A 19,074-nucleotide genomic window follows, 5' to 3' on the forward strand; every position below is an offset into this window, starting at 1 on the left:
AGACATATGTACTACTCCGGACGACTCCAGACCGCACACGTCGAAGGGCATGAACCATGAGCACCGCACCCCGCATCCTGATCTCCGGCGGCGGCATCGCCGGCAACGCCCTCGCCCTGCAGCTCGTGCGAGCCGGCATCGCGACCACGATCGTCGAACGCGCAGCGTCACCCCGCCCCGGCGGCCAGGCCGTCGACCTGCGCGGCGCCAGCCGCGAGGCCGCCGAGCGCCTTGGCCTCATGCCCGGCATCCGACGCCGTCGGCTCGACGAGCGCGGCATGAGCTACGTCGACGGCCACGGCCGGGTCTACGGCCGCATGTCGATGGAGGACTTCGACGGCAAGGGGGCGATCGCCGAGATCGAGATCACGCGCGGCGACCTGAACGACGTGCTGCTCGACGCGCTGCGGGAGGCCGCGGCATCCGGAACCGCGACGGGCATCGCAGATCCGGACCACGCGAGCCCCGTGCTCGACCAGCGCTACGGCGACCACCTGACCGCCCTCGAGCAGGACGCCGACGGGGTCGACGCGACCTTCGCCTCCGGTTGTCGCGAGCGCTACGACCTCGTCGTCGGCGCCGACGGCGTGCACTCCGCGACGCGGCGGCTCGCCTTCGGCCCTGAAGACCGATTCGTCACGAACCTCGGCGGGTACGCGGCGTTCTTCACCATGCCGACGCCCGCCGACATCGAGCCGGGCTGGTTCGCGATGCGGCTCGTGCCCGGCGCGATGTTCGGCATCCGCCCCGACGGCGACCGGTCGACCTCGAAGGCCATCATCAACGTGCGCACCGACCGCGACCCCGCACTCCGCGGCGACCGCGCAGCGCAGGAGGCGCTCATCCGCACGGCGATCTCGGGCGGCGGATGGCACGCCTCGCGCATCCTCGACGCCATGGAGCACGCCGACGACTTCTACTTCGACGAGCTCGCCCGCGTCGACATGCCGAGCCTCTCGAACGGCCGCGTGGCGCTCATCGGAGACGCCGCGACCTGTGGCTCGCCACTGACCGGCATGGGCACGGCGATGGCGATCCTCGGCGCGTACCTGCTCGGCCGCGAGGTCGTCGGGCTCGCGGATGCCGCGGCCGCCGCAGCGGCATCCGCGGGCGGCTCCGGCGCGACCGCGGGCGCAGGTCTCGGCGACCCGCTCGCCCTCGCGGCCGCCCTCGCCCGGTTCGAGGAGGAGCTCGCTCCGCACGCCGAGAAGTCGCGGCAGATCCCCGGAGGCAGCCTCGCGATCATGCTGCCGCGCACGAGGATCATGACGGCGTTCGCCCGCGTGAATGTGAAGCTCATGCTCTCGCGGCCCATGCGTCCGCTCGCGAAGAAGCTCTTCGCCGGCGACGCCGAGGACCTGCCGCTGCCCGCGGAGGCGACGCCGCGAGTCGCCGTTCCGGCCCCGATCGAGTGACCTCGCAGATCAAGTGATCTCCGCGGGAGGAGATGACCCCCCTGGGGAGGAGGATCCGAGTGGATTCCTCCTCCCCGCGCGGCGAACTCCTCCCGCGCGCCCGAGGATGCGTGCCGGAGGCTCAGGCCGGGCGGAACCCCGTGGTCTCGGGCGGCGCCGCGTGCCGGATCATGAGGTGCCGGGTGACCGAGTAGTCGAGCAGCGGCTCCATCGACATGTCCTTGCCGAAGCCGGACCCCTTCACTCCGCCGTGCGGTGCCTCGGAGGCGATCGGCAGGTGGTCGTTGACCCAGGTGACCCCGACGTCGAGCGACTGGCTCACGCGAAGTGCGCGCGAGACATCCGAGGTCCAGACCGACGACGCGAGGCCGTAGGCGTTGTCGTTCGCGAGGGCGATGCCCTCGGCCTCGCCGTCGAAGGGCAGCACGACGAGCACGGGCCCGAAGACCTCGCCCTGCACGATCTCGGACGACTGCGCGGCCCCGACGAGCAGGGTCGGCGCGAAGTACGAGCCGACGCGGTCGATGGCGTGGCCGCCGACGAGCGCCTCGGCGCCCTCGGCCACGGCGCGGGCGACGAAGCCCTCGACGCGCTCGCGGTGGCCGCGCGAGATGAGCGGGCCGATGTGCGTCTCGGCGTCCATGGGGTCGCCGGCCTTGATCTGCGAGATGGCGTGGCGGAGGGCGGCGACGCCGTCGTCGTAGACCGAGCGCTCGAGGTAGACGCGGGTCGCCGCGGTGCAGTCCTGGCCGGTGTTGTAGGTCGCGCCGAGCGCGACGGCGTGCGCCATGGCGCCGAGGTCGGCATCTCTGAAGACGATGACGGGCGCCTTGCCGCCGAGCTCGAGGTGCACGCGCTTGACGCCCTCGACGGCGCCGCGCATGACGGCCTTGCCGGTCTGGGTCGACCCGGTGACGCTCACCATGTCGACCTCCTTGTGGGTCACGAGCGCCTGACCGACCTCGGCGTCGCCCGTCACCACGTTGAAGAGGCCCGCGGGCAGTCCGGCCTCGAGTGCGAGCTCGGCGAACCGCAGCGTGGTGCGCGGCGTCGCGGGGGCGGGCTTCACGATGACGGCGTTGCCCGCGGCGAGCGCGGGTCCGGCCTTCCAGATCGCCATGATGAGTGGGAAGTTCCACGGCGTGATGCCGGCCACGACACCGACCGGGCGGCGCGTGAGGATCGACGTGTAGCCGTTCGAGAACGAGCCGGCGCCCGTGCCGTCGAGCGAGCGGGCGGCGCCGGCGAAGAAGCGCAGGTTGTCGACGCCGAAGGGCAGCTCGCCGTCGAACGCGGTGGTCCATGGCTTGCCGGAGTCCTCGACCTCGAGGCGCGCGAGGTTCTCGGCGTCGGCCTCGAGCGCGTCCGCGAGCTTGAGCAGCGCGAGCGAGCGCTCCCCCGGCGTCTTCGCGGCCCACTCGGGCTGCGCCGCACGCGCGGCCGCGGCCGCCTCGTCGACGTCGGCGACGCCCGAGGTCGTGAAGGCCGCGACCTCCTGCTCGGTCGCCGGGTTCGTGATGACGGCGTCGCCGCCCGAGCCGGCGCGGTACTCGCCGATGAAGGTGCCGGTGGTCATGAGGTGCGTCCTTTCAGGTGACGGATGCCGCGTCACGGTGTTGCTGGGTCGAGGGGCGTTCGCCGGGTCGGCGGGGTCGGGGTGCGAGCCGGGATCGGTGGCGCGGGCTACGAGTTGAAGCCGAGGCCGAAGCGGTCGAGGGTGCGCAACCACAGGTTGCGTCGGCCCTCGTGCGCGTCGGCGCTGAGGATCGAGTGGCGGGTGAACTGGATGATGGGGTTGCGGAACGGTTCGGGCGGCACGGGGAACGGCCGCTTGCGCACGATGTCGTACCGCAGCCGCGACGTGGGTTCGCCGGCCAGCAGGTCGAGTGCGACATCCGCCGAGAACCTCGACGCGCCGACCCCGAGGCCCGTGTGCCCGACCGCGTAGGCCACCCGTCCGCCGAGCGCCGTGCCGTAGGCGGCCGTGAACCTCGTGGTCGAGTCGATCGGGCCGGCCCAGCGGTTCGTGAAGCGCAGGCCCGCGAGCTGCGGGAAGGTCTCGAAGAAGTGCCGGGCGAGCAGCTCGTGCGAGCTGTCGCGCTGCTCCAGGCTCGCGTCGACCCTGCCGCCGAAGTAGTAGACGGCGTCCCATCCGCCGAAGAGGATGCGCCCGTCGGCGGTGGGCCGGTAGTAGTGGAACTGGTTGCCCGCGTCGGTGAGCCCCTGGCCCTCGCCCCAGCCGATCGATGCGCGCTGCGCGTCGGTGAGCGGCTCGGTCATGAGCACGTGGTCGTAGAGCGGCATGATGTAGTTCCCGAGCCGCTTGAGCGGAGCGGGGTAGGCCGCGGTCGCGATCACGGCCTCGCGCGCGTCGACCCGGCCGTTCGCCGTCGACACGCGCACCCCGACGCCGTTGCGCGCGAGCGAGGTGGCGGCGGATGCCTCGAACACCCGCACCCCCCGGCGCTCGAGTTCGGCGGCCATGCCCCAGGCGAGCTTCGCGGGGTCGACGAGCACGGTGCCGGTGCGGTCGCGGAGCCCGCCGAGGTAGGTCGGCGAGTGCACGTCGGCCTGCACCTCGTCGCGCGTCAGCAGTTCGAGGTCGACGCCGTACTTCGCGCCGAGGGCCTGCGCGTCGCGGAGCCCCTCGACCTGCCACGGCTCGATCGCGAGCGTGGTCTTGCCGGCACGTCGCAGGTCGCAGTCGATGCCGGCGCCCTCGATCGCGGCGATGAGCCCGGCGAGGTTGCGGTCGCCCTCCTCGTGCATCGCGGCGACCTGCTTCGGCCAGATCGCCTCGCCGTGGGTGAGGCCGTGCGTGAGCGACGCGGCGACGAACCCGCCGTTGCGCCCCGTCGCGCCGTGCGCGATGCGCTCGGCCTCGAGGATCACGACCGATCGACCCGGCTCGCGCTCGGTCGCCTGCCACGCGGTCCAGAGTCCGGTGAAGCCTCCGCCGACGATGACGAGATCGGCCTCGAGGGGGCCCTCGACACGCGGGCGCCCGGGCGGGGCTGCTGCGCGGTCGAGCCAGTAGGCGGTGGGCGATGCATCGCGCAGCGCCTCGGCCGCGGCATCCGTCGCCGACTGCGTGGTGGTCACACTCGCTCCCGTGCGTCGGTGCCGACCCCGGCACCGACTCGAGCACCCACGCGCTCGATGGCGTCGGCGGCGGCCGAGACCCCGTCCTTCGAGCGGATGTCGGCGCCGACGGCGGCGATGCGCTCGCGCAGGTCGGTGTCGGCGAGCAGCCCGGTCACGGCGCCCTGCAGTTCTTCGGCGGTGAAGCCGTAGGTGCTGAGGCGGATGCCGTAGCCCTGCTCGTGCACGCGCTGCGCGTTGTCGTACTGGTCCCAGAAGAGGGGCAGGAGGATCATCGGCTTGCCGAAGTGCAGCGCCTCGGTCGTGGTGTTGTTGCCGCCGTGCGTGATGACGAGGTCGACGAGCGGGAGGATCTTCGTCTGCGGCAGGAACTCGGCGCCCCACATGTTGTCGGCGAGCTCGAACTCGTCGTGCAGCGGCCCCTTCGAGACGATGACGTTGACGGGCAGGTCGGCGAGCACCGAGATGACGCGCTTCATGAGGTCGACGTCGGCCGAGCCGAGCGAGCCGAGGCTGAAGTAGACGAGCGGGCGGCTGCCGTCGGTGAACGATGCGGGCAGGTCGGCCGGCGCCTGCTCGGTCTCGCGCACCGAGGAGTCGAGGCGGGTCCAGCTCTCGTCGAGCGGGCGTTCGGCGGTGTAGTCGAGCACCTCGGGGTACACGTAGAGGTTCGCGTCGCCCGTGTGGATGAACTCGAGGTCGGGCAGCGCGGGCGCGCCCTGCTCCTGCACCCAGGCGTTGTACGACTCCCAGAGGGGGCGGTGGGTGCGCTCGTACTCCGCGCGGAACTCCGCCCAGCCCTCGCGATCGTCCTTGCCGAGGCCCGAGAAGACCGGCGCGATGCCGTCGCCCGGAACCTCGAGCGGGTTGCAGCTCGTGATGCGCACGAAGGGCACGCCCGCGGTGACGAGCGCCGGGAACGCGATGACGTTGTCCTCGATGATGACGTCGGGCCGCACGCGCCCGATGATCGCCTTCAGCTGCGGCTCGCAGAACTTCGCGCCGTTCGCGAGCTCCTCCCAGATGGGCAGCGTCACGGTCTCGAGCTGCTCGGCCGTGCTCTTGCGGAACTCGGGCGAGATGGACTGGATGTACTCCTTCCAGAACGAGCCGGCGTCCTGCTCGGCGTCGGCGTCGGCGGTCCCCTCGGCTCCCTCGGCGGGCTCGGCCGGCTCCGCGACCGGTGCGAGGTCGACGAGGTCCTCCTCGAAGCCCAGCGCGACGAGCTTGCCCTGCCACGAACGCTCGGCGGCGAAGACGACGCGGTGACCGCGCTTGAGCAGTTCGTTGCCGATTCCGATGCAGTTGTTCGTCGGGCCGTACGCGCTCTCGGGCATGAAGAGGTAGGTGCGGCGTTCCTCGGTCATCGGGTCTCCGTTCGTGAATTTCTTGAATGTTGCTCTAAAGAATCTGGTCGGTCAAGAGTTGTGTGAAAACTGGGCTGCACACCCTAAACTTGCGCGGGGATGCAGACAATTCGTCCGCCCCGGGGAGGAACCGCATGGCCAGGCCGAAGCGTCAGGAGGAACGTCGCAGCCAGCTGGTCGCGGCCGCCCAGCGTGCGATCGCGGCGCACGGACCCGACGGTGCGCGGCTGAACCGCGTGGCCGAAGAGGCGGGCCTCACCTCCGGCGCGGTGCTGTACTACTACCCCGACATCGACGAGCTCATGTTCGAGGCCAACCGCGCCGGCATGGAGCGCTTCTACGAGGGCCGCGTGCGCATGCTCGAGGGCCTGCCCGACGACCCGGTGGTGCGGCTGCTCGCGCTCGCGAAGTCGGGCCTGCCGAGCGGCCCGGGCGACACCGAGGTGCGCCTGCTCTGCGAGCTCGGTGGCTCGGCCGGCCGCAACCCGCTCATGGCGTCGCTGCTGACGACCCTCTTCGACCGCCAGGTCGGCATGTACCAGGTCGTGCTCGAGCAGGGCGCCGCGCGCGGCATCTTCGCGCTCGCGCAGCCCTCGCTCGTGATCGCCCGCAACCTCGTGGCACTCGAAGACGCGTACGGCTACCGCATCATCGCCGAGCACCCGACGATCGACCACGCGGCAGCCCTCGAGCTGATCGTGGCCAACGCGAGGCTCGCGACGGGTCATGCGCTGACCGCCTCCTGAGCGGATGCCGCGGCGCCGGCGTCGTCGCGCGCGACCGCCGACGTGCGACCGAAGCGCACCCCGACGGCGTCGCCTCGCGCGAGCCGGCTCGCCCCGTGCACCGTCGCGAGCAACGGCGCCTCGAGGCCGGGCACCTCGACCGAGATGGTGGAGGCCCCGCCCAGGAAGTACGTGTCGATGACCGTGCCGCGCAGGCCGGTCGTCGCGGCATCCGTCAGCTCGAGGTCTTCAGGCCGGACGACCGCGGTCGCCGGTTCGCCGACGGGCAGGGCGTGCGCCGCCTCGACGACGCCGAGCCCCGGCACGTCGACGCCGCCGACCGTGGTCGTGCCGTCGAGCAGGTTCGCCGAGCCGATGAACGAGGCGACGAACCGCGATGCGGGGTTCGCGTAGAGCTCCTGAGGGGTCGCGAGCTGCTCGAGCCGGCCGTCGCGGAGCACCGCGATGCGGTCGGCCATCGACATGGCCTCCTCCTGGTCGTGCGTGACGACCACGAACGTCAGGCCCACCTCGTGCTGCAGGCGCTTCAGCTCGAGCTGCATCGAGGCCCGCACCTGGCGGTCGAGCGCCGAGAGCGGCTCGTCGAGCAGCAGCAGGCGCGGGCGCTTCACGATCGCGCGGGCGAGCGCGACGCGCTGCCGCTGGCCGCCGGACAGCTGCGCCGGGCGACGCTTGGCGAGCTGGCCGAGCCCCACGACGTCGACGACCTCGGCCACGCGGCGCGCGATCTCGGCGCGGCCGAGCCCCTCGGACTCGAGTCCGTAGGCGATGTTCTTCTCGACGCTCATGTGCGGGAAGAGTGCGTAGCTCTGGAACATCATGTTCACCGGGCGCTTGTGCGCCGGCATCCGGAGCAGGTCTTCGCCGTCGACCTCGATGCGGCCAGAGGCCGGCGTCTCGAAGCCGGCGATCGAGCGGAGCAGCGTCGTCTTGCCGCAGCCCGACGGGCCGAGCAGGGCGAAGAACTCGTTGTCGCCGATGTCGAGCGAGACGTCGTGCAGCGCGACCGTGTCGCCGTAGACGGCGCGCACGCCGTCGACCCTGAGCAGAGGGGCAGAGGTCATTTCGAGGATCCAGTCAGTCGGGTCAGGCGCTGCGCCGCGATCACGGTCACGACGCTCACGAACAGGAGCAGGGTGGCGAGGGCGTTGACCTCGGGGGTCACCCCGAAGCGCACCATCGAGTAGATGACGATCGGCAGCGTCGGCTGGGTGGGCGCCGTCGTGAAGAACGCGATGACGAACTCGTCGAGCGAGAGCGTGAACGCGAGCAGCGCGCCCGCGACGATGCCCGGCGCGAGCTGCGGCAGCGTGACCCGCACGAACGTGCGCACCGGCCCGGCGCCGAGGTCCCGCGAGGCCTCCTCGAGGCTCGGGTCGAGGCTCGCCATGCGCGCGAGCACGATCGCGGTCACGAACGCCGTCGCGAACACCCCGTGCGCGAGGATCACCGAGTGCAGCCCGAGCGTGATGCCGAGCAGCGAGAACAGCGTCAGCAGTCCGATGCCGAGGAGCAGGTCGGGCAGGATCGCCGGGGCGATCGCGAACGCCCGCACGAACCCGCCGCGCGTGTAGTGCTGGATGCCGTACGCCAGCAGCGTGCCGAGCACGGTCGCGATCGCGGTCGCCCCCGTCGCGACGATGAGCGTGTTGCCGAGGCCCTGCATGAGCGCGCCGTCGGCGAACACCTCGGGGTACCAGCGCAGCGAGAAGCCCCGCCAGACGAACAGGTTCTCGGAGTCGTTGAAGCTCATGATCACGACGATGAGGATCGGCAGGTAGAGGAACACGTAGCCGAGCCAGAGCGGAACGAGGATGCCGCGGGGCCTGCGCACCGCACGCGGCTTCGCCGAGGGCTCGAGCTCGCGCATGGCGGTCGTGGTGGGATTCGCGGATGCCGCGACATCCGTTCGGGCGATCGGTTCAGCCACGGCGGGGTCCTTCCGTGACACGGCGCGAGACCGCGGACTGCAGCACGATGACGAGCACGAGGATGATCGTCAGCAGCAGCGCGAGCGTCGCCCCGAAGGGCCAGTCGCGCGCCTCGAAGAACTGGTCGCGCACGAGGTTGCCGACCATGACCGTCTTGCCGCCGCCGATGAGCTCCGGGATGACGAAGTTCGACATCGCCGGAACGAAGACGAAGACGCAGCCCGTCAGCGCGCCGGGCAGTGAGAGCGGCAGGGTGACCGTGCGGAACGCGCGCCACGGGTTCGCACCGAGGTTCGTGGCCGCCTCGCGGAGCGACGGGTCGAGCTGCTGCAGCGACGCGTAGAGCGGCAGCACCATGAGCGGCAGGTACATGTAGAGCAGGCCGACGACGATCGCCTGCGGCGTGTAGAGCATGCTGATCGGCTCGTCGGTGAGGCCGAGACCCTGCAGGGCCTGGTTCAGCCAGCCGGCGTTGTTCAGCAGCAGGATCCACGCGTAGGTGCGCACGAGGAAGTTCGTCCAGAACGGGAGCACCACGGCGATGAGCGCGATCGTGCGCCACTTCGGCGAGAGCCCGGCGATCGCGTAGGCCATCGGGTAGCCGATGGCGAGCGCGAGCAGCGTGACGACGAGCGCCATGCCGATCGACTGCACGATGACGCCGAGGTAGAGCGGCTCGAGCAGCTTGATCCAGTTGTCGAACGTGAACTCGAACACGAGGCCGCCGAAGCGACCCCGCTTGAAGAAGGTGTAGAACGCGAGCAGCCCCACCGGGATCGCCATGAAGACGATGAGGAAGAGCATCCCGGGTGCGAGGAACGGAACGGGGGCGAGCCCCCGGCGCACGCGGTTCGCGCGCACGCCGGGGGTCGTCTGGTGGGGCGTCGAGGTCACGGTCTCAGGGTCGCTCGCGTCAGTTCGTCGCCAGGACTTCGGAGTTGAGGTCGACGTACTTCAGCGAGTCCTCGCCGAGGTCGACGATGACCTCCTGGTCGAAGAGCTCGTCGACCGTGATGCCGAGCGTGGGGTACGACTCGATGAGGGCCGGGTCGAGCGCCTCCATGGCCGCCTGGTTGGGCACCTTGTAGAGGATGTTCTCGGCGACCCAGCTCTGCACCTTCGGGTCGAGGATGTAGTTGATGAAGGCCATCGCGGCCTCCTTGTTCTTCGACGACTCGAGCACCGTCATGGTGTCGACCCAGAGGTCGGCGCCCTCGTCGGGCACGACGAACTTGATCGTCGGGTCTTCGGCGATGCCGTAGTTGCACCAGCCGTCCCACGCCTCGACCATGGCGGCCTCGCCCGAGACGAGCTTCGAGTAGAAGGTCGTGTCGTCGTAGGCGAGCAGCGTCGGCTTGGTCTTCAGGAGCTGGTCCTTCGCCTCGGCGAGCTCGCCGTCGTCGGTCGTGTTCAGCGAGTGGCCGGCCGCCTTGAGCGCGGGCATCGCGAGCCAGCGGTCGGTCGAGAGCATCGTGGTCTTGCCCTCGAGCTCGGGCTTCGGGTTCAGCAGGTCGTTCCACGACGTGGGGTCGTAGCCCGTGAGGTCGGGGCGGTAGCAGAGGCCCGTCGTGCCCCACGCGTACGGCTCGGAGTAGACGTTGCCCTCGTCGTAGTCGAGCTCGAGCGCCTCGGGGTAGAGGTTCGACTCGTTCGGGATGAGCGACTTGTCGAGCTCGGCCAGCAGGCCCTGCTCGCCGAGCGCCTGCGCGTACTGGCCCGAGACGAAGGCCACGTCGATGCCGGAGTCGGCGCTCGCGGTGAGCTTGGCGACGATGTCCTCGTTCGTGGTGTGGTTCACGATCGTCGTCTTGACGCCGGTCGCCTCCTCGAACTGCTCGGCGAGGTCTTCGGGGTAGTAGTCCGCCCAGATCGAGACGGTGAGGGTCTGCTCGGTGATGTCGGCGGACGGGTCGACCTCGCCGCCACCGGTGGAGCACGAGGTTGCGGCGAGCGCGACGGCGATGGTGCCGGCCGCGACGGCGACGATGCGTCGTGTGGTGGGCATGAGTCCTCCTTGGGGGCTGAAAAGGTTGTGCGATTGTTGCACCGGCACTGAAGAAACCGCAATGGATGCCGGGACACACTGGCGAGGAGTTTGCACAATAGTTACAATCCGAATTCAATGAACTCGTTCGAGGGCCCCCGACCGGTCGTCGACGGACACGTGCTGTCCGTCGATGGCGACGGCCGCGTGCTCGTCGACGGGCGACGCCCGCAGGCCGGCGACGGGGTGGCGCGCGCGATCGCCGCGCTCGTGCTCGACGGGCTCGCGACCGACGGGCTCGCCGTCGATGCGCCCGAGCGAGGCATCGCCGTCGACCAGACGAACACGTCGGTCATCGTCGACGACCGGTTCGTCGTGAAGATCGTCGGGCGCTGGGCCGCGGCCGATCGCGCCGGCCACCTGCTCGAACGGCTCGCCGAGGCCGGCTCCGACGACGTGGCCCGCCTGCACGGCCGCGTCGGCTGGCGGCACCCCGAGCTCGGCGAGTCGACGCTCGCGATCGTCACCGAGTACCTGCCCGGTGCTGAAGACGGCTGGACGTGGGCGGTCGACGACGTGGTCGCGGCGGTCGAGGCAGAGGCCGGGTCTGCGGCGGACGGCGGGCCCGCGGGCAGCGCCGACCCGACCTGGCCTGCGACGCTCGGCACGAAGGTCGCGCGCATCCACGACGTGCTCGGCGCCGAATCGACACCCAGCGGGGCGGATGCCGCATCCGCACGCCGCGACCGCGCCGCCGATGCGCTGGCCCGAGCCGTGGCCGCGGGCGACGGGCCGACCGGGGTGCGGCTGCGCAACCGCCGCGAGGCGCTCGCGCGCGACATCCGCTCGCTCGAAGCCACCTCGCCGGGGATCGAGTTCCCCATCCACGGCGACCTGCACCTCGGGCAGGTGCTCGTGTCGCCCGACGCCGACGCGCCCGACGGACGGCGCTACACCGTCATCGACTTCGACGGCGACCCGCAGCTCGACGCCGCCGATCGCGAGCGAGCGGATGCCGCGGCTCGCGACGTCGCCCACCTGCTCGTCTCGCTCGACCTCGTCGCCGCGGTCGCGCAGAAGCGTCTGCGCCGCGCCGACGACCGGGCGTGGAGCTGGGCCGACCGCGCACGCGCCGACCTGCTCGCGGCCTACCGCGCCGAGCTGACGCGCACCGACCTCTTCGACCCCGCGCTGCTGCCCGGCTTCGAGGCCGAGCAGCTCGCCGCCGAGCTGCACTACGCCGACCGCTTCCTGCCGCCGTGGCGCTACGCGCCCGACGCCGCGATCACGCACCGCTACGCTTCGACGAACGAGACTCCGGAGAGCCCATGGACACCGCCGCCTTTCGAGCCGACCTCGACCTGATCCCCTCGACGCTCGAGCGGCTCGCCGACGCCCTCGACGACGGACTGCCCGGACTCGAACGCCTCGCGATGCTCGGCGCCGCGCGCGTGCTCGTGCTCGGCATGGGCTCGAGCCGCTACGCCGCCGACGTCGTCGCCCGGCGCTACCGCAGCGTCGGCGCGAACGTGGTCGTCGAGCTCGCGAGCGCCGAACTTCTGCCGCCCGCCGCACCCGACCTCGCCGTCGTCGCCGTCTCGGCGACCGGGGGCAGCGTCGAGGTGCTGCGCGCGGTCGAGCGCTACCGCGGCACCGGGCGGCTCGTCGCCGTCACGAACCGGCCCGACTCCGAGCTCGGGCGCCTCGCCGACATCGTCGTGCCGCTGCTCGCCGGGGTCGAGGCCTCGGGGGTGGCCAGCCGCACGTTCCGCGCGACGTTCGCCGTGCTCGACGCGGTGCTCGAGGAACTGCTCGGCACGGCTCCCGCCCAACGCTTCGACGCCGCAGCCGTGCGCGGCGCGGCGACCGCGAACGCCGTGCTGCTGGCCATGGCCGACGACTGGATGCCGCCGCTCGCCGACCTGCTCGCCGGGCCCATGGGCACGTGGTCTCTCGCCCCGGCCGAGCGTGCGTCGAGCGCGCAGCAGTCCGCACTGATGATCCGGGAGGTGCCGCGCCGCAGCGCCTTCGCGTCGGAGACCGGCGACTGGTCGCACGTCGACGTGTACCTCACGAAGACGCAGGACTACCGCGCGCTCGTGTTCGCCGGCTCCACGTGGGATGCGCAGGCGCTCGACTGGATGGCGCAGCGCGGCTCTCGCTTCGCCTCGATCGGACGCGAGCTGCCGGGCGCCGAACTCGTGCTGAGGTTCCCGGGCGACACCGACGACTCCGTCGCAGCACTCACCGAGCTCCTCGTCGCCGAGCTCGTCGCCGACCACTGGCTCCGCACCTCCGGCGAGGGCACGCCCTAACGCCCCGCGACGGCGATCAAGGTCTCGGCGACTCCCTCGAGCCCCATGTTGCGGTTCACGAGCACGATCGAGGCGGTGCCCGCCGTGGTGTCGACGAAGAGCATGCTCGCGAAGCCGTTCGTCATGCCGCCGTGCTCGACGACGGCGTGGCCGCCCACCTGCTGCAGGCCCCAGAAGTAGCCGGTGTCTGCGACCTCGCCGTGCGCCTGCTGGGCGGCGCTGCCGGTGAGCGGTCCGTCGATCACCGCTTCCGCGTACGCGACGAGGTCGCCGATGGTCGCGTGGATGCCGCCCGCGGGCGCGTACGCGGCGAGCGTCGTCGGCTCGGCGGGGTCGCCCGCCTCGCCGGCACCGGCGAGGTGCCCGGTCGGCACCTCGGCATCGACGAGCGGAAGGCTGGCGGTGTCCATGCCCAGCGGTCCGAACAGCCGGTCCTCGAGCAGGGTGCGGTAGTCGGTGCCCGCGGCCGCCGCCAGCGCCTGCCCGACGAGGGCGGCCCCGAGGTTCGAGTACTGCCGCTCGGGGGCGATCGACGACGCCGGCACCGAGCGGGCTTCGTCGAGGAGCTCGTCGAGCGTCTCGTCGATGCCGTCTGCCCCCGCCTCGTAGGCGGCGCGCAGGCGGTCGAGCCATGCCTCGTCGTGATCGGGAAACGTCGGCAGGCCCGAACTGTGGGTCACGAGGTCGGCGAGCGTCAGCGCACCGACCGGCGTGCCCGCAAGGTCGAGATGCTCGTCGAGCGTGTCGTCGAGCTCGACCTCTCCGCGTGCGATCGCCTCGGCGACGAGCTCGCCCGTGAACGTCTTCGTGACGGAGCCGATCTCGAACACCGACGTGTCGTCGGCACCGTGGAACGCGGTGCGCACGGTGCCGTCGGCCTCGATGACGGCCGCCGCCACAGCCGGGGCCGTGCCGGCCGACGCGAAGCTCGGGCGCAGGAGCTCGGCCAGCTCGACGTCGCCCGTGTACCCGCCCGGCAGGGCCGCGGTCGAGGCGGCCTGCCCTGATGCGGCCGGGGGCGCGCACGCGGCGAGGGTCAGCACGAGGCATCCGCTCGCGACCGCCGCGGCGACGGCGAGCACCGATCGGAGCACGGTTCGGGACGGGGCGGATGTCACGGGCATCACGCCAGACTAGGAACCGTCGAGCTCGGTCGAACCAGTGGCACCCCTGATCGTGCGGGGTTTCGGACGCCGCGCGTAGGCGCGCGCCGCGCGGCTCGACAGCGCGAGCATCACGAGGATGTCGAGCGAGAGCGTCACGAGCGTGAAGTCGAGGTGGAGCTCCTGGTCGCCGACCCACCAGGTGACGAACGACACGCTGATGCTGAGGGTTGCGAAGAGCATCACGACGATGCGCGCCCAGTTCACGCCGAGGAAGATGAGCCAGGCGAGCACCAGCTCGACGAGGAGGATGACCGCGCCGGGCACCACCACGACGAGGAGCAGCACGTTCACCGTCTCGGCATCGACCTCCACACCGTCGAACTCCTCGCCGAGGAGGCTGCGCCAGCTCACCGCGAGCTCGATCAGCCAGATCGCGCCGCCGACGACTCGCAGCACGACGAGCACCGCACCCATGGTCACCGCGGCCGGGCGTTTCATGGGCGGCGCGGCATCCGTTCGCCCGACGAGCCGTTCGAACGGTTCGGTCGACGACCGTTTGCGCTCCTCGAGGCCGCTCACGTCGTCACCGCGACGCCGCTCACGTCGATCACCGGCAGGTCGCCGTCGGTGCGGATGGTGTCGCCGCCGCCGTTGCGCGAGTGGTACCCCGTGGAGAAGTCGGCGAGCACGCTGACCCCGATGGCCGTGTCGGCGTCTCGCAGGGTGCGCACGATGTGGTCCCGCTCGACGTCGGTGTCGGCGTCGATCTTGTGCGTGACCTGCAGCGTGAACATCGAGAAGCCCACAGCGCGGTCGAACGTTCCGGCCGCGAGCCAGTCGACCCGCGCGCCGCCCGGAAGCAGCCACCCCTCGGGCGTTCGCCAGAACCGCACGTGGTGCCGTTTCGCCGGGTTGCCCTCGACCTCCTGCTGGAAGGCGAAGTCCTGCTTGCGGCCGAACAGGAACAGCGGGCTGACCGGGGCCTCGTCGTAGCTGCGTCGGGTGATCGTCGACGTGATGATGCGCCAGCTCGAGGCCGCGGTCACCTCGTCGGCACGGGTCCACCCGGCATCCTGCATGGCCTGGAGCAGCCGCTTCTCGTCACCCAGCACGGCCAGGTTGACCGGGTCGCCGAAGAGCCCGTCGCTCGTGCGTGTGCGGCCCATGAAGTAGTCGGGCACGTAGATCGTCGTGAGCACGCGGTGCAGGCGCGGCAGCACGAGGTAGGCGAGCAGCACCCAGAACGCGACCATCACGAGGATGCCCCACCACCCGAGCGTGAACGACTCGCTGAAGAGCACGTAGGCCAGCCACAGCGACGCGAGCCCGGCGTACACGAAGAAGAACTCGTCGAGCACGGCGTTCACCGAGAAGCGCCGCCTGCGCTTCTCGCCCGCCCGTGCCGGACCCGCCGACGCCGGCGCCTGCACCGATGCGTCGGAAGCCGCGGTCCCCTCCCCGCTCATGAGTGCATGCTATCCGTGCCCGCCCCTATGCTCACGGCATGGCCTACGACGTCGCGCGCATCAGATCCGGATTCCCGTCGCTCGAGAGCGGGTGGGCGCAGTTCGACGGCCCTGGCGGCACGCAGACGCCGCGCGCCGTCGGCGAGGCCGTGGCATCCGTGCTCACCGGGCCGCTCTCGAACCGGGGCACGATCGGCGTCTCCGAGGAGCGGGCCGAGGCCGCGGTGCACGGGTTCCGGCTCGCGATGGCCGACTTCGCGAACGCGCACCCGCGCGGCATCGTGCAGGGGCGCAGCGCCACGCAGCTGACGTACGACTTCTCGCGGCACCTGCCGAAGGGCTGGGGCCCGGGCGACGAGGTGATCGTCACGAGCCTCGACCACGACTCGAACGTGCGCCCGTGGGTGCAGGCCGCCGAGCGCGTGGGCGCGACCGTGCGCTGGGCCGAGTTCGACCCGGCGACGGGCGAGCTCCCGGTCGAGGCCGTCACCTCGCTCCTCGGCGATCGCACGCGGCTCGTCGCGGTCACGGGCGCGTCGAACCTCATCGGCACGATGCCGGATGTCGCGGCCATCGCCTCGGCCGCGCACGCCGTCGGAGCACTGGTCTGGGTCGACGGCGTGCACTTCAGCGCCCACGAGCTGCCCGACCTCGACGCACTCGGGGCGGACTTCTTCACGTGCTCGCCGTACAAGTTCCTCGGCCCGCACTGCGGCGTGCTCGTCTCCCGGCCCGAGCTGCTCGAGACGATCACGCCCGACAAGCTGCTTCCGGCGACGGATGTCGTGCCCGAGCGCTTCGAGTTCGGCACGCTGCCCTACGAACTGCTCGCCGGGGTCACGGCCGCGGTCGACGTGCTGGCAGGGCTCGCCGCGTCCGGCCCCGACAGAGACGACGATGCCGTGACGGATGCCGCGGCCTCGCGCCGCGCGCGGTTGCAGGCCTCGTACGCCGCCCTCCACGAGCACGAGTCGCGCCTGCTGGCACGCCTCGAGGCCGCCCTCGCCGAACTGCCCGGCGTGACCGTGCACTCTCGGGCGGCCCGCCGTACCCCGACGCTGCTGCTCACGTTCGCCGGCCACGAGGCATCCGTCGTCACGGAGCAGCTCGCCGCGGGGCAGGTGCTCGCACCGAGCAGCAACTTCTACGCGCTCGAGGCCTCGCGCCGACTCGGACTCGGCGACGACGGCGGCCTGCGGGTCGGCCTCGCGCCGTACACCGACGACGCCGACATCGACCGGCTCGTTGCGGGGCTTCGGGCGACCCTCGACTGAGCCCGCCGGTCGAGGAGGCGCGCCGGCGCCGTACCGAGACCTGGCCCGAACGACGGCTGCCGGTCTCGATACGCTCCTTCGTCGCTCCTCGACCGGCTGAGCCCGCCAGTCGAGGACCGCCAGCGGCGGAATCGGCGGGTTCCGGACCTCATGCGGCCAATGCGGCGTCGAGCGGCGATGCGCCTCGCGGGCGAACATACGCTGGAGGCATGACCAGCATCGCCGAACGCGCCACCGAACTCCGCCGCCTGCACACCGACCCCGAACTCCTCCAGGTGGTGAACGTCTGGGACGTCGTCTCGGCGCGCGCCGTCGCCGCCCTGCCCGGCACGAAGGCCCTCGCGACCGCGAGCCACTCGATCGCCGCGACGTTCGGCTACGAGGACGGCGAGCACATCCCCGTCGAGCTCATGCTCGACATGGTCGGCCGCATCGCCCGCGCCGTCGACGTGCCCGTGAGCGCCGACCTCGAGGCCGGCTACGGCGACGCCGGAGAGACGATCCGCCGCGCGATCGGCGAGGGCATCGTCGGTGCGAACCTCGAGGACCAGCTGAAGCCGCTCGACGAGTCGGTCGCCGCCGTGCGCGCGTCGGTCGCCGCGGCCGACGCCGAGGGCGTGCCGTTCGCACTGAATGCCCGCACCGACGCATTCCTCCGAGGCCGCGAGCGCACGCTCGAGGTCAACGTTGCCGACGCGATCGAGCGCGGCCGTGCCTACCTCGATGCCGGCGCGACGAGCGTGTTCGTGCCCGGCATCTTCGGCGAGGACGTCGTGCGCGAGCTCGTGTCGGGCATCGGCGAGCTCAAGGTCACGCTCATCGGCCTGCCGGGCGTACCCGCACCCGAACGCCTGCAGGAGCTCGGCGTCGCGCGCGTCTCGTACGGTCCGACCACCCAGCGCGTCGCGCTCGGCGCCCTCCAGGACCTCGCGACCGACCTCTACCTCGGCGGCGTGCTGCCCGACGGGATCCGGCCGCTGAACTGAGGCCCGCGGCATCCGCTGGTCTCGATACGGCGCTGGCGCGCCTACTCGACCGGCGGGGTCTCCCGGGGGCGGGGGTCCCGTGACGCTTCGCTCCTCGACCGGCGGACGGGCGGCGAGGTCCGGCGGGGCGGCGAAGTGCCGCCTGATCTCGCGAATCCCCCGCGTGACGGATGCCACGCGGGGGCCTCGCTCGCTAGGGTGAGCGGGAGGCGAGTGGTCGCCGGGCCGTGCGGGGGCGCGGTCATGTGCGGCCCGCTCGCCCCCGGCTACGAGGAGAGCGCATGAACAGCGGCATCCCCATCGAGATCTCGGGGCTCAGCAAGCACTTCGGCAGCGTCACCGCGGTGGAGGACCTCAGCTTCACGGTGCAGCCCGGTCGGGTCACGGGATTCCTCGGCCCGAACGGCGCCGGCAAGACGACCACGTTGCGCGTGCTGCTCGGCCTCGTGAAGGCCTCGAGCGGCACGGCCACGTTCGGCGGAACCCCGTATCACGCGCTCAAGCGCCCGCTCGAGACCGTCGGCGCCGCGCTCGACGCGAGCTTCCACCCGGGCCGAACGGCGCGCAACCACCTCAAGGTCACGGCGACGGCCGCCGGCATCCCGTCCTCGCGCGTGCCGATCGTGCTCGAGCAGGTCGGACTCACCGAGTTCGCCGACCGTCGCGTCGGCGGCTACTCGCTCGGCATGCGCCAGCGCCTCGCGCTCGCGTTCACGCTGCTCGGCGATCCGTCGGTGTTCGTGCTCGACGAGCCGATCAACGGGCTCGACCCCGAGGGCATCAAGTGGATCCGCATGTTCCTGCAGCGGCTCGCGCAGGACGGCCGAACGGTGCTCGTGAGCTCGCACCTGCTGAGCGAGGTGCAGCAGAGCGTCGACGACGTCGTCATCATCTCGCGCGGGCGCCTCGCGAAGACCGGCACCCTGTCGAGCCTCGAGCTCGAGTCGGCACCGCGCACCATCGCCGACTCCCCCGATCGTCCGCGGCTCTCGGCGGCGCTCACGCAGGCCGGCCTGGAGTTCACCGAGGGGCGCAACGGCTTCATCGTGGCCGAGCCCGACCCCGGACTCGTCGGGCACGCGGCCTTCGTCGGCGGCGTCGAGCTCAAGTCGCTCTACCGCCTGAAGTCGGGCCTCGAGGAGTCGTTCCTCGCACTCGTGAGCGGTGAGGTCGCGGCCCCGAGCGTCACGAACGGGTCGGACGACGACGGGGCGGATGCCGCAGCCGACGTGCCCGACCACGACGAGCCCGCGATCGGCGACGAGCCGTCCGACGCGGCATCCGCTCGCTCGGAGGCCGGCGGGGCCGGCGGGGCCGCCGACGCGCCCGCCGAACCGGATACGCCCGACGAACCCGGCGCCGCCGACGGGGCCAAGGGGTGA

The 19,074-nt window shown here is 71.7% G+C and carries 17 protein-coding genes; 7 read left to right on the forward strand and 10 right to left on the reverse strand.

Annotated elements, in window-relative coordinates:
* The first annotated feature begins 56 nt into the window (after positions 1 to 56).
* The gene (locus GQR16_RS18735; protein ID WP_157416690.1) at positions 57 to 1,415 is read left to right on the forward strand and encodes an FAD-dependent monooxygenase; all 1,359 of its coding nucleotides are present in this window, start codon (positions 57 to 59) and stop codon (positions 1,413 to 1,415) included.
* A 121-nt stretch (positions 1,416 to 1,536) separates the two neighbouring features.
* Here GQR16_RS18735 and GQR16_RS18740 read toward each other — a convergent pair whose 3' ends face one another.
* The 3 genes from GQR16_RS18740 to GQR16_RS18750 form a co-directional block, all read right to left on the reverse strand.
* The gene (locus GQR16_RS18740) at positions 1,537 to 2,991 is read right to left on the reverse strand and encodes an aminobutyraldehyde dehydrogenase (RefSeq protein WP_157416691.1); all 1,455 of its coding nucleotides are present in this window, start codon (positions 2,989 to 2,991) and stop codon (positions 1,537 to 1,539) included.
* A gap of 107 nt (positions 2,992 to 3,098) precedes the next feature.
* Positions 3,099 to 4,517, reverse strand: coding sequence for an NAD(P)/FAD-dependent oxidoreductase (locus GQR16_RS18745; RefSeq protein ID WP_157416692.1), 1,419 nt, complete (start codon positions 4,515 to 4,517; stop codon positions 3,099 to 3,101).
* Positions 4,514 to 5,884 carry a nucleotide disphospho-sugar-binding domain-containing protein gene (locus GQR16_RS18750; RefSeq protein WP_157416693.1) on the reverse strand — a complete coding sequence of 457 codons (1,371 nt, stop codon included), beginning with the start codon at positions 5,882 to 5,884 and terminating at the stop codon, positions 4,514 to 4,516. Before GQR16_RS18750 ends, GQR16_RS18745 begins: the two co-directional genes overlap by 4 nt.
* A gap of 134 nt (positions 5,885 to 6,018) precedes the next feature.
* On the opposite strand from GQR16_RS18750, the gene GQR16_RS18755 reads away from it, so the two are divergent.
* Positions 6,019 to 6,630 carry a TetR/AcrR family transcriptional regulator gene (locus tag GQR16_RS18755; RefSeq protein ID WP_157416694.1) on the forward strand — a complete coding sequence of 204 codons (612 nt, stop codon included), beginning with the start codon at positions 6,019 to 6,021 and terminating at the stop codon, positions 6,628 to 6,630.
* Here GQR16_RS18755 and GQR16_RS18760 read toward each other — a convergent pair.
* Genes GQR16_RS18760 through GQR16_RS18775 form a run of 4 tightly spaced genes read right to left on the reverse strand, consistent with a single transcriptional unit; the run spans position 6,609 to position 10,566 of the window.
* A complete protein-coding gene (locus tag GQR16_RS18760) occupies positions 6,609 to 7,694 on the reverse strand; it encodes an ABC transporter ATP-binding protein (protein WP_157416695.1) in 1,086 nt (361 codons plus the stop codon). The two genes, GQR16_RS18755 and GQR16_RS18760, sit on opposite strands and share 22 nt — an antisense overlap.
* The gene (locus GQR16_RS18765) at positions 7,691 to 8,560 is read right to left on the reverse strand and encodes an ABC transporter permease (RefSeq protein ID WP_211373584.1); all 870 of its coding nucleotides are present in this window, start codon (positions 8,558 to 8,560) and stop codon (positions 7,691 to 7,693) included. The genes GQR16_RS18760 and GQR16_RS18765 overlap by 4 nt, the downstream gene beginning before the upstream one ends.
* Positions 8,553 to 9,455, reverse strand: coding sequence for an ABC transporter permease (locus GQR16_RS18770; RefSeq protein ID WP_211373585.1), 903 nt, complete (start codon positions 9,453 to 9,455; stop codon positions 8,553 to 8,555). The genes GQR16_RS18765 and GQR16_RS18770 overlap by 8 nt, the downstream gene beginning before the upstream one ends.
* A 19-nt stretch (positions 9,456 to 9,474) precedes the next feature.
* Complete coding sequence (locus GQR16_RS18775; RefSeq protein ID WP_157416696.1) at positions 9,475 to 10,566, reverse strand: polyamine ABC transporter substrate-binding protein; 1,092 nt, start codon at positions 10,564 to 10,566, stop codon at positions 9,475 to 9,477.
* Between the two features lie 117 nt (positions 10,567 to 10,683).
* On the opposite strand from GQR16_RS18775, the gene GQR16_RS18780 reads away from it, so the two are divergent.
* Both GQR16_RS18780 and GQR16_RS18785 read left to right on the forward strand, forming a co-directional pair.
* Complete coding sequence (locus GQR16_RS18780; protein WP_157416697.1) at positions 10,684 to 11,910, forward strand: hypothetical protein; 1,227 nt, start codon at positions 10,684 to 10,686, stop codon at positions 11,908 to 11,910.
* Positions 11,874 to 12,860 carry an SIS domain-containing protein gene (locus GQR16_RS18785; RefSeq protein WP_157416698.1) on the forward strand — a complete coding sequence of 329 codons (987 nt, stop codon included), beginning with the start codon at positions 11,874 to 11,876 and terminating at the stop codon, positions 12,858 to 12,860. The genes GQR16_RS18780 and GQR16_RS18785 overlap by 37 nt, the downstream gene beginning before the upstream one ends.
* Here GQR16_RS18785 and GQR16_RS18790 read toward each other — a convergent pair.
* The 3 genes from GQR16_RS18790 to GQR16_RS18800 are packed head-to-tail and all read right to left on the reverse strand — an operon-like array spanning position 12,857 to position 15,432.
* The gene (locus GQR16_RS18790) at positions 12,857 to 13,984 is read right to left on the reverse strand and encodes a serine hydrolase domain-containing protein (RefSeq protein ID WP_157416699.1); all 1,128 of its coding nucleotides are present in this window, start codon (positions 13,982 to 13,984) and stop codon (positions 12,857 to 12,859) included. The genes GQR16_RS18785 and GQR16_RS18790 overlap by 4 nt on opposite strands.
* Positions 13,985 to 13,993: 9 nt before the next feature.
* On the reverse strand, positions 13,994 to 14,545 hold the full coding sequence (locus GQR16_RS18795; RefSeq protein WP_157416700.1) for a hypothetical protein: 552 nt from the start codon (positions 14,543 to 14,545) through the stop codon (positions 13,994 to 13,996).
* Entirely contained in the window at positions 14,542 to 15,432 is an 891-nt protein-coding gene (locus GQR16_RS18800; protein WP_157416701.1) for an LssY C-terminal domain-containing protein, read from the reverse strand. Before GQR16_RS18800 ends, GQR16_RS18795 begins: the two co-directional genes overlap by 4 nt.
* A 38-nt stretch (positions 15,433 to 15,470) precedes the next feature.
* On the opposite strand from GQR16_RS18800, the gene GQR16_RS18805 reads away from it, so the two are divergent.
* The 3 genes from GQR16_RS18805 (at position 15,471) to GQR16_RS18815 (ending at position 19,074) form a co-directional block, all read left to right on the forward strand.
* The gene (locus GQR16_RS18805) at positions 15,471 to 16,706 is read left to right on the forward strand and encodes a cysteine desulfurase-like protein (protein WP_157416702.1); all 1,236 of its coding nucleotides are present in this window, start codon (positions 15,471 to 15,473) and stop codon (positions 16,704 to 16,706) included.
* Between the two features lie 209 nt (positions 16,707 to 16,915).
* Positions 16,916 to 17,692 carry an isocitrate lyase/PEP mutase family protein gene (locus GQR16_RS18810; RefSeq protein ID WP_157416703.1) on the forward strand — a complete coding sequence of 259 codons (777 nt, stop codon included), beginning with the start codon at positions 16,916 to 16,918 and terminating at the stop codon, positions 17,690 to 17,692.
* A gap of 281 nt (positions 17,693 to 17,973) precedes the next feature.
* Positions 17,974 to 19,074: an ATP-binding cassette domain-containing protein gene (locus GQR16_RS18815; RefSeq protein ID WP_170298572.1), complete on the forward strand. Its 1,101-nt coding sequence runs from the start codon at positions 17,974 to 17,976 to the stop codon at positions 19,072 to 19,074.

It is taken from the genome of Agromyces allii, assembly GCF_009749385.1.
Classification (GTDB): Bacteria; Actinomycetota; Actinomycetes; order Actinomycetales; family Microbacteriaceae; genus Agromyces; species Agromyces allii.

Excerpts from the sequence above, each read along its gene's own strand:
- GQR16_RS18780 (WP_157416697.1), top strand. The coding sequence starts at position 10,684 with ATGAACTCGTTCGAGGGCCCCCGACCGGTCGTCGACGGACACGTGCTG.
- GQR16_RS18735 (WP_157416690.1), top strand. The coding sequence starts at position 57 with ATGAGCACCGCACCCCGCATCCTGATCTCCGGCGGCGGCATCGCCGGC.
- GQR16_RS18800 (WP_157416701.1), bottom strand. The coding sequence starts at position 15,432 with ATGAGCGGGGAGGGGACCGCGGCTTCCGACGCATCGGTGCAGGCGCCG.
- GQR16_RS18760 (WP_157416695.1), bottom strand. The coding sequence starts at position 7,694 with ATGACCTCTGCCCCTCTGCTCAGGGTCGACGGCGTGCGCGCCGTCTAC.
- GQR16_RS18740 (WP_157416691.1), bottom strand. The coding sequence starts at position 2,991 with ATGACCACCGGCACCTTCATCGGCGAGTACCGCGCCGGCTCGGGCGGC.
- GQR16_RS18755 (WP_157416694.1), top strand. The coding sequence starts at position 6,019 with ATGGCCAGGCCGAAGCGTCAGGAGGAACGTCGCAGCCAGCTGGTCGCG.
- GQR16_RS18805 (WP_157416702.1), top strand. The coding sequence starts at position 15,471 with ATGGCCTACGACGTCGCGCGCATCAGATCCGGATTCCCGTCGCTCGAG.
- GQR16_RS18810 (WP_157416703.1), top strand. The coding sequence starts at position 16,916 with ATGACCAGCATCGCCGAACGCGCCACCGAACTCCGCCGCCTGCACACC.
- GQR16_RS18790 (WP_157416699.1), bottom strand. The coding sequence starts at position 13,984 with ATGCCCGTGACATCCGCCCCGTCCCGAACCGTGCTCCGATCGGTGCTC.
- GQR16_RS18815 (WP_170298572.1), top strand. The coding sequence starts at position 17,974 with ATGAACAGCGGCATCCCCATCGAGATCTCGGGGCTCAGCAAGCACTTC.
- GQR16_RS18785 (WP_157416698.1), top strand. The coding sequence starts at position 11,874 with ATGGACACCGCCGCCTTTCGAGCCGACCTCGACCTGATCCCCTCGACG.
- GQR16_RS18775 (WP_157416696.1), bottom strand. The coding sequence starts at position 10,566 with ATGCCCACCACACGACGCATCGTCGCCGTCGCGGCCGGCACCATCGCC.
- GQR16_RS18750 (WP_157416693.1), bottom strand. The coding sequence starts at position 5,884 with ATGACCGAGGAACGCCGCACCTACCTCTTCATGCCCGAGAGCGCGTAC.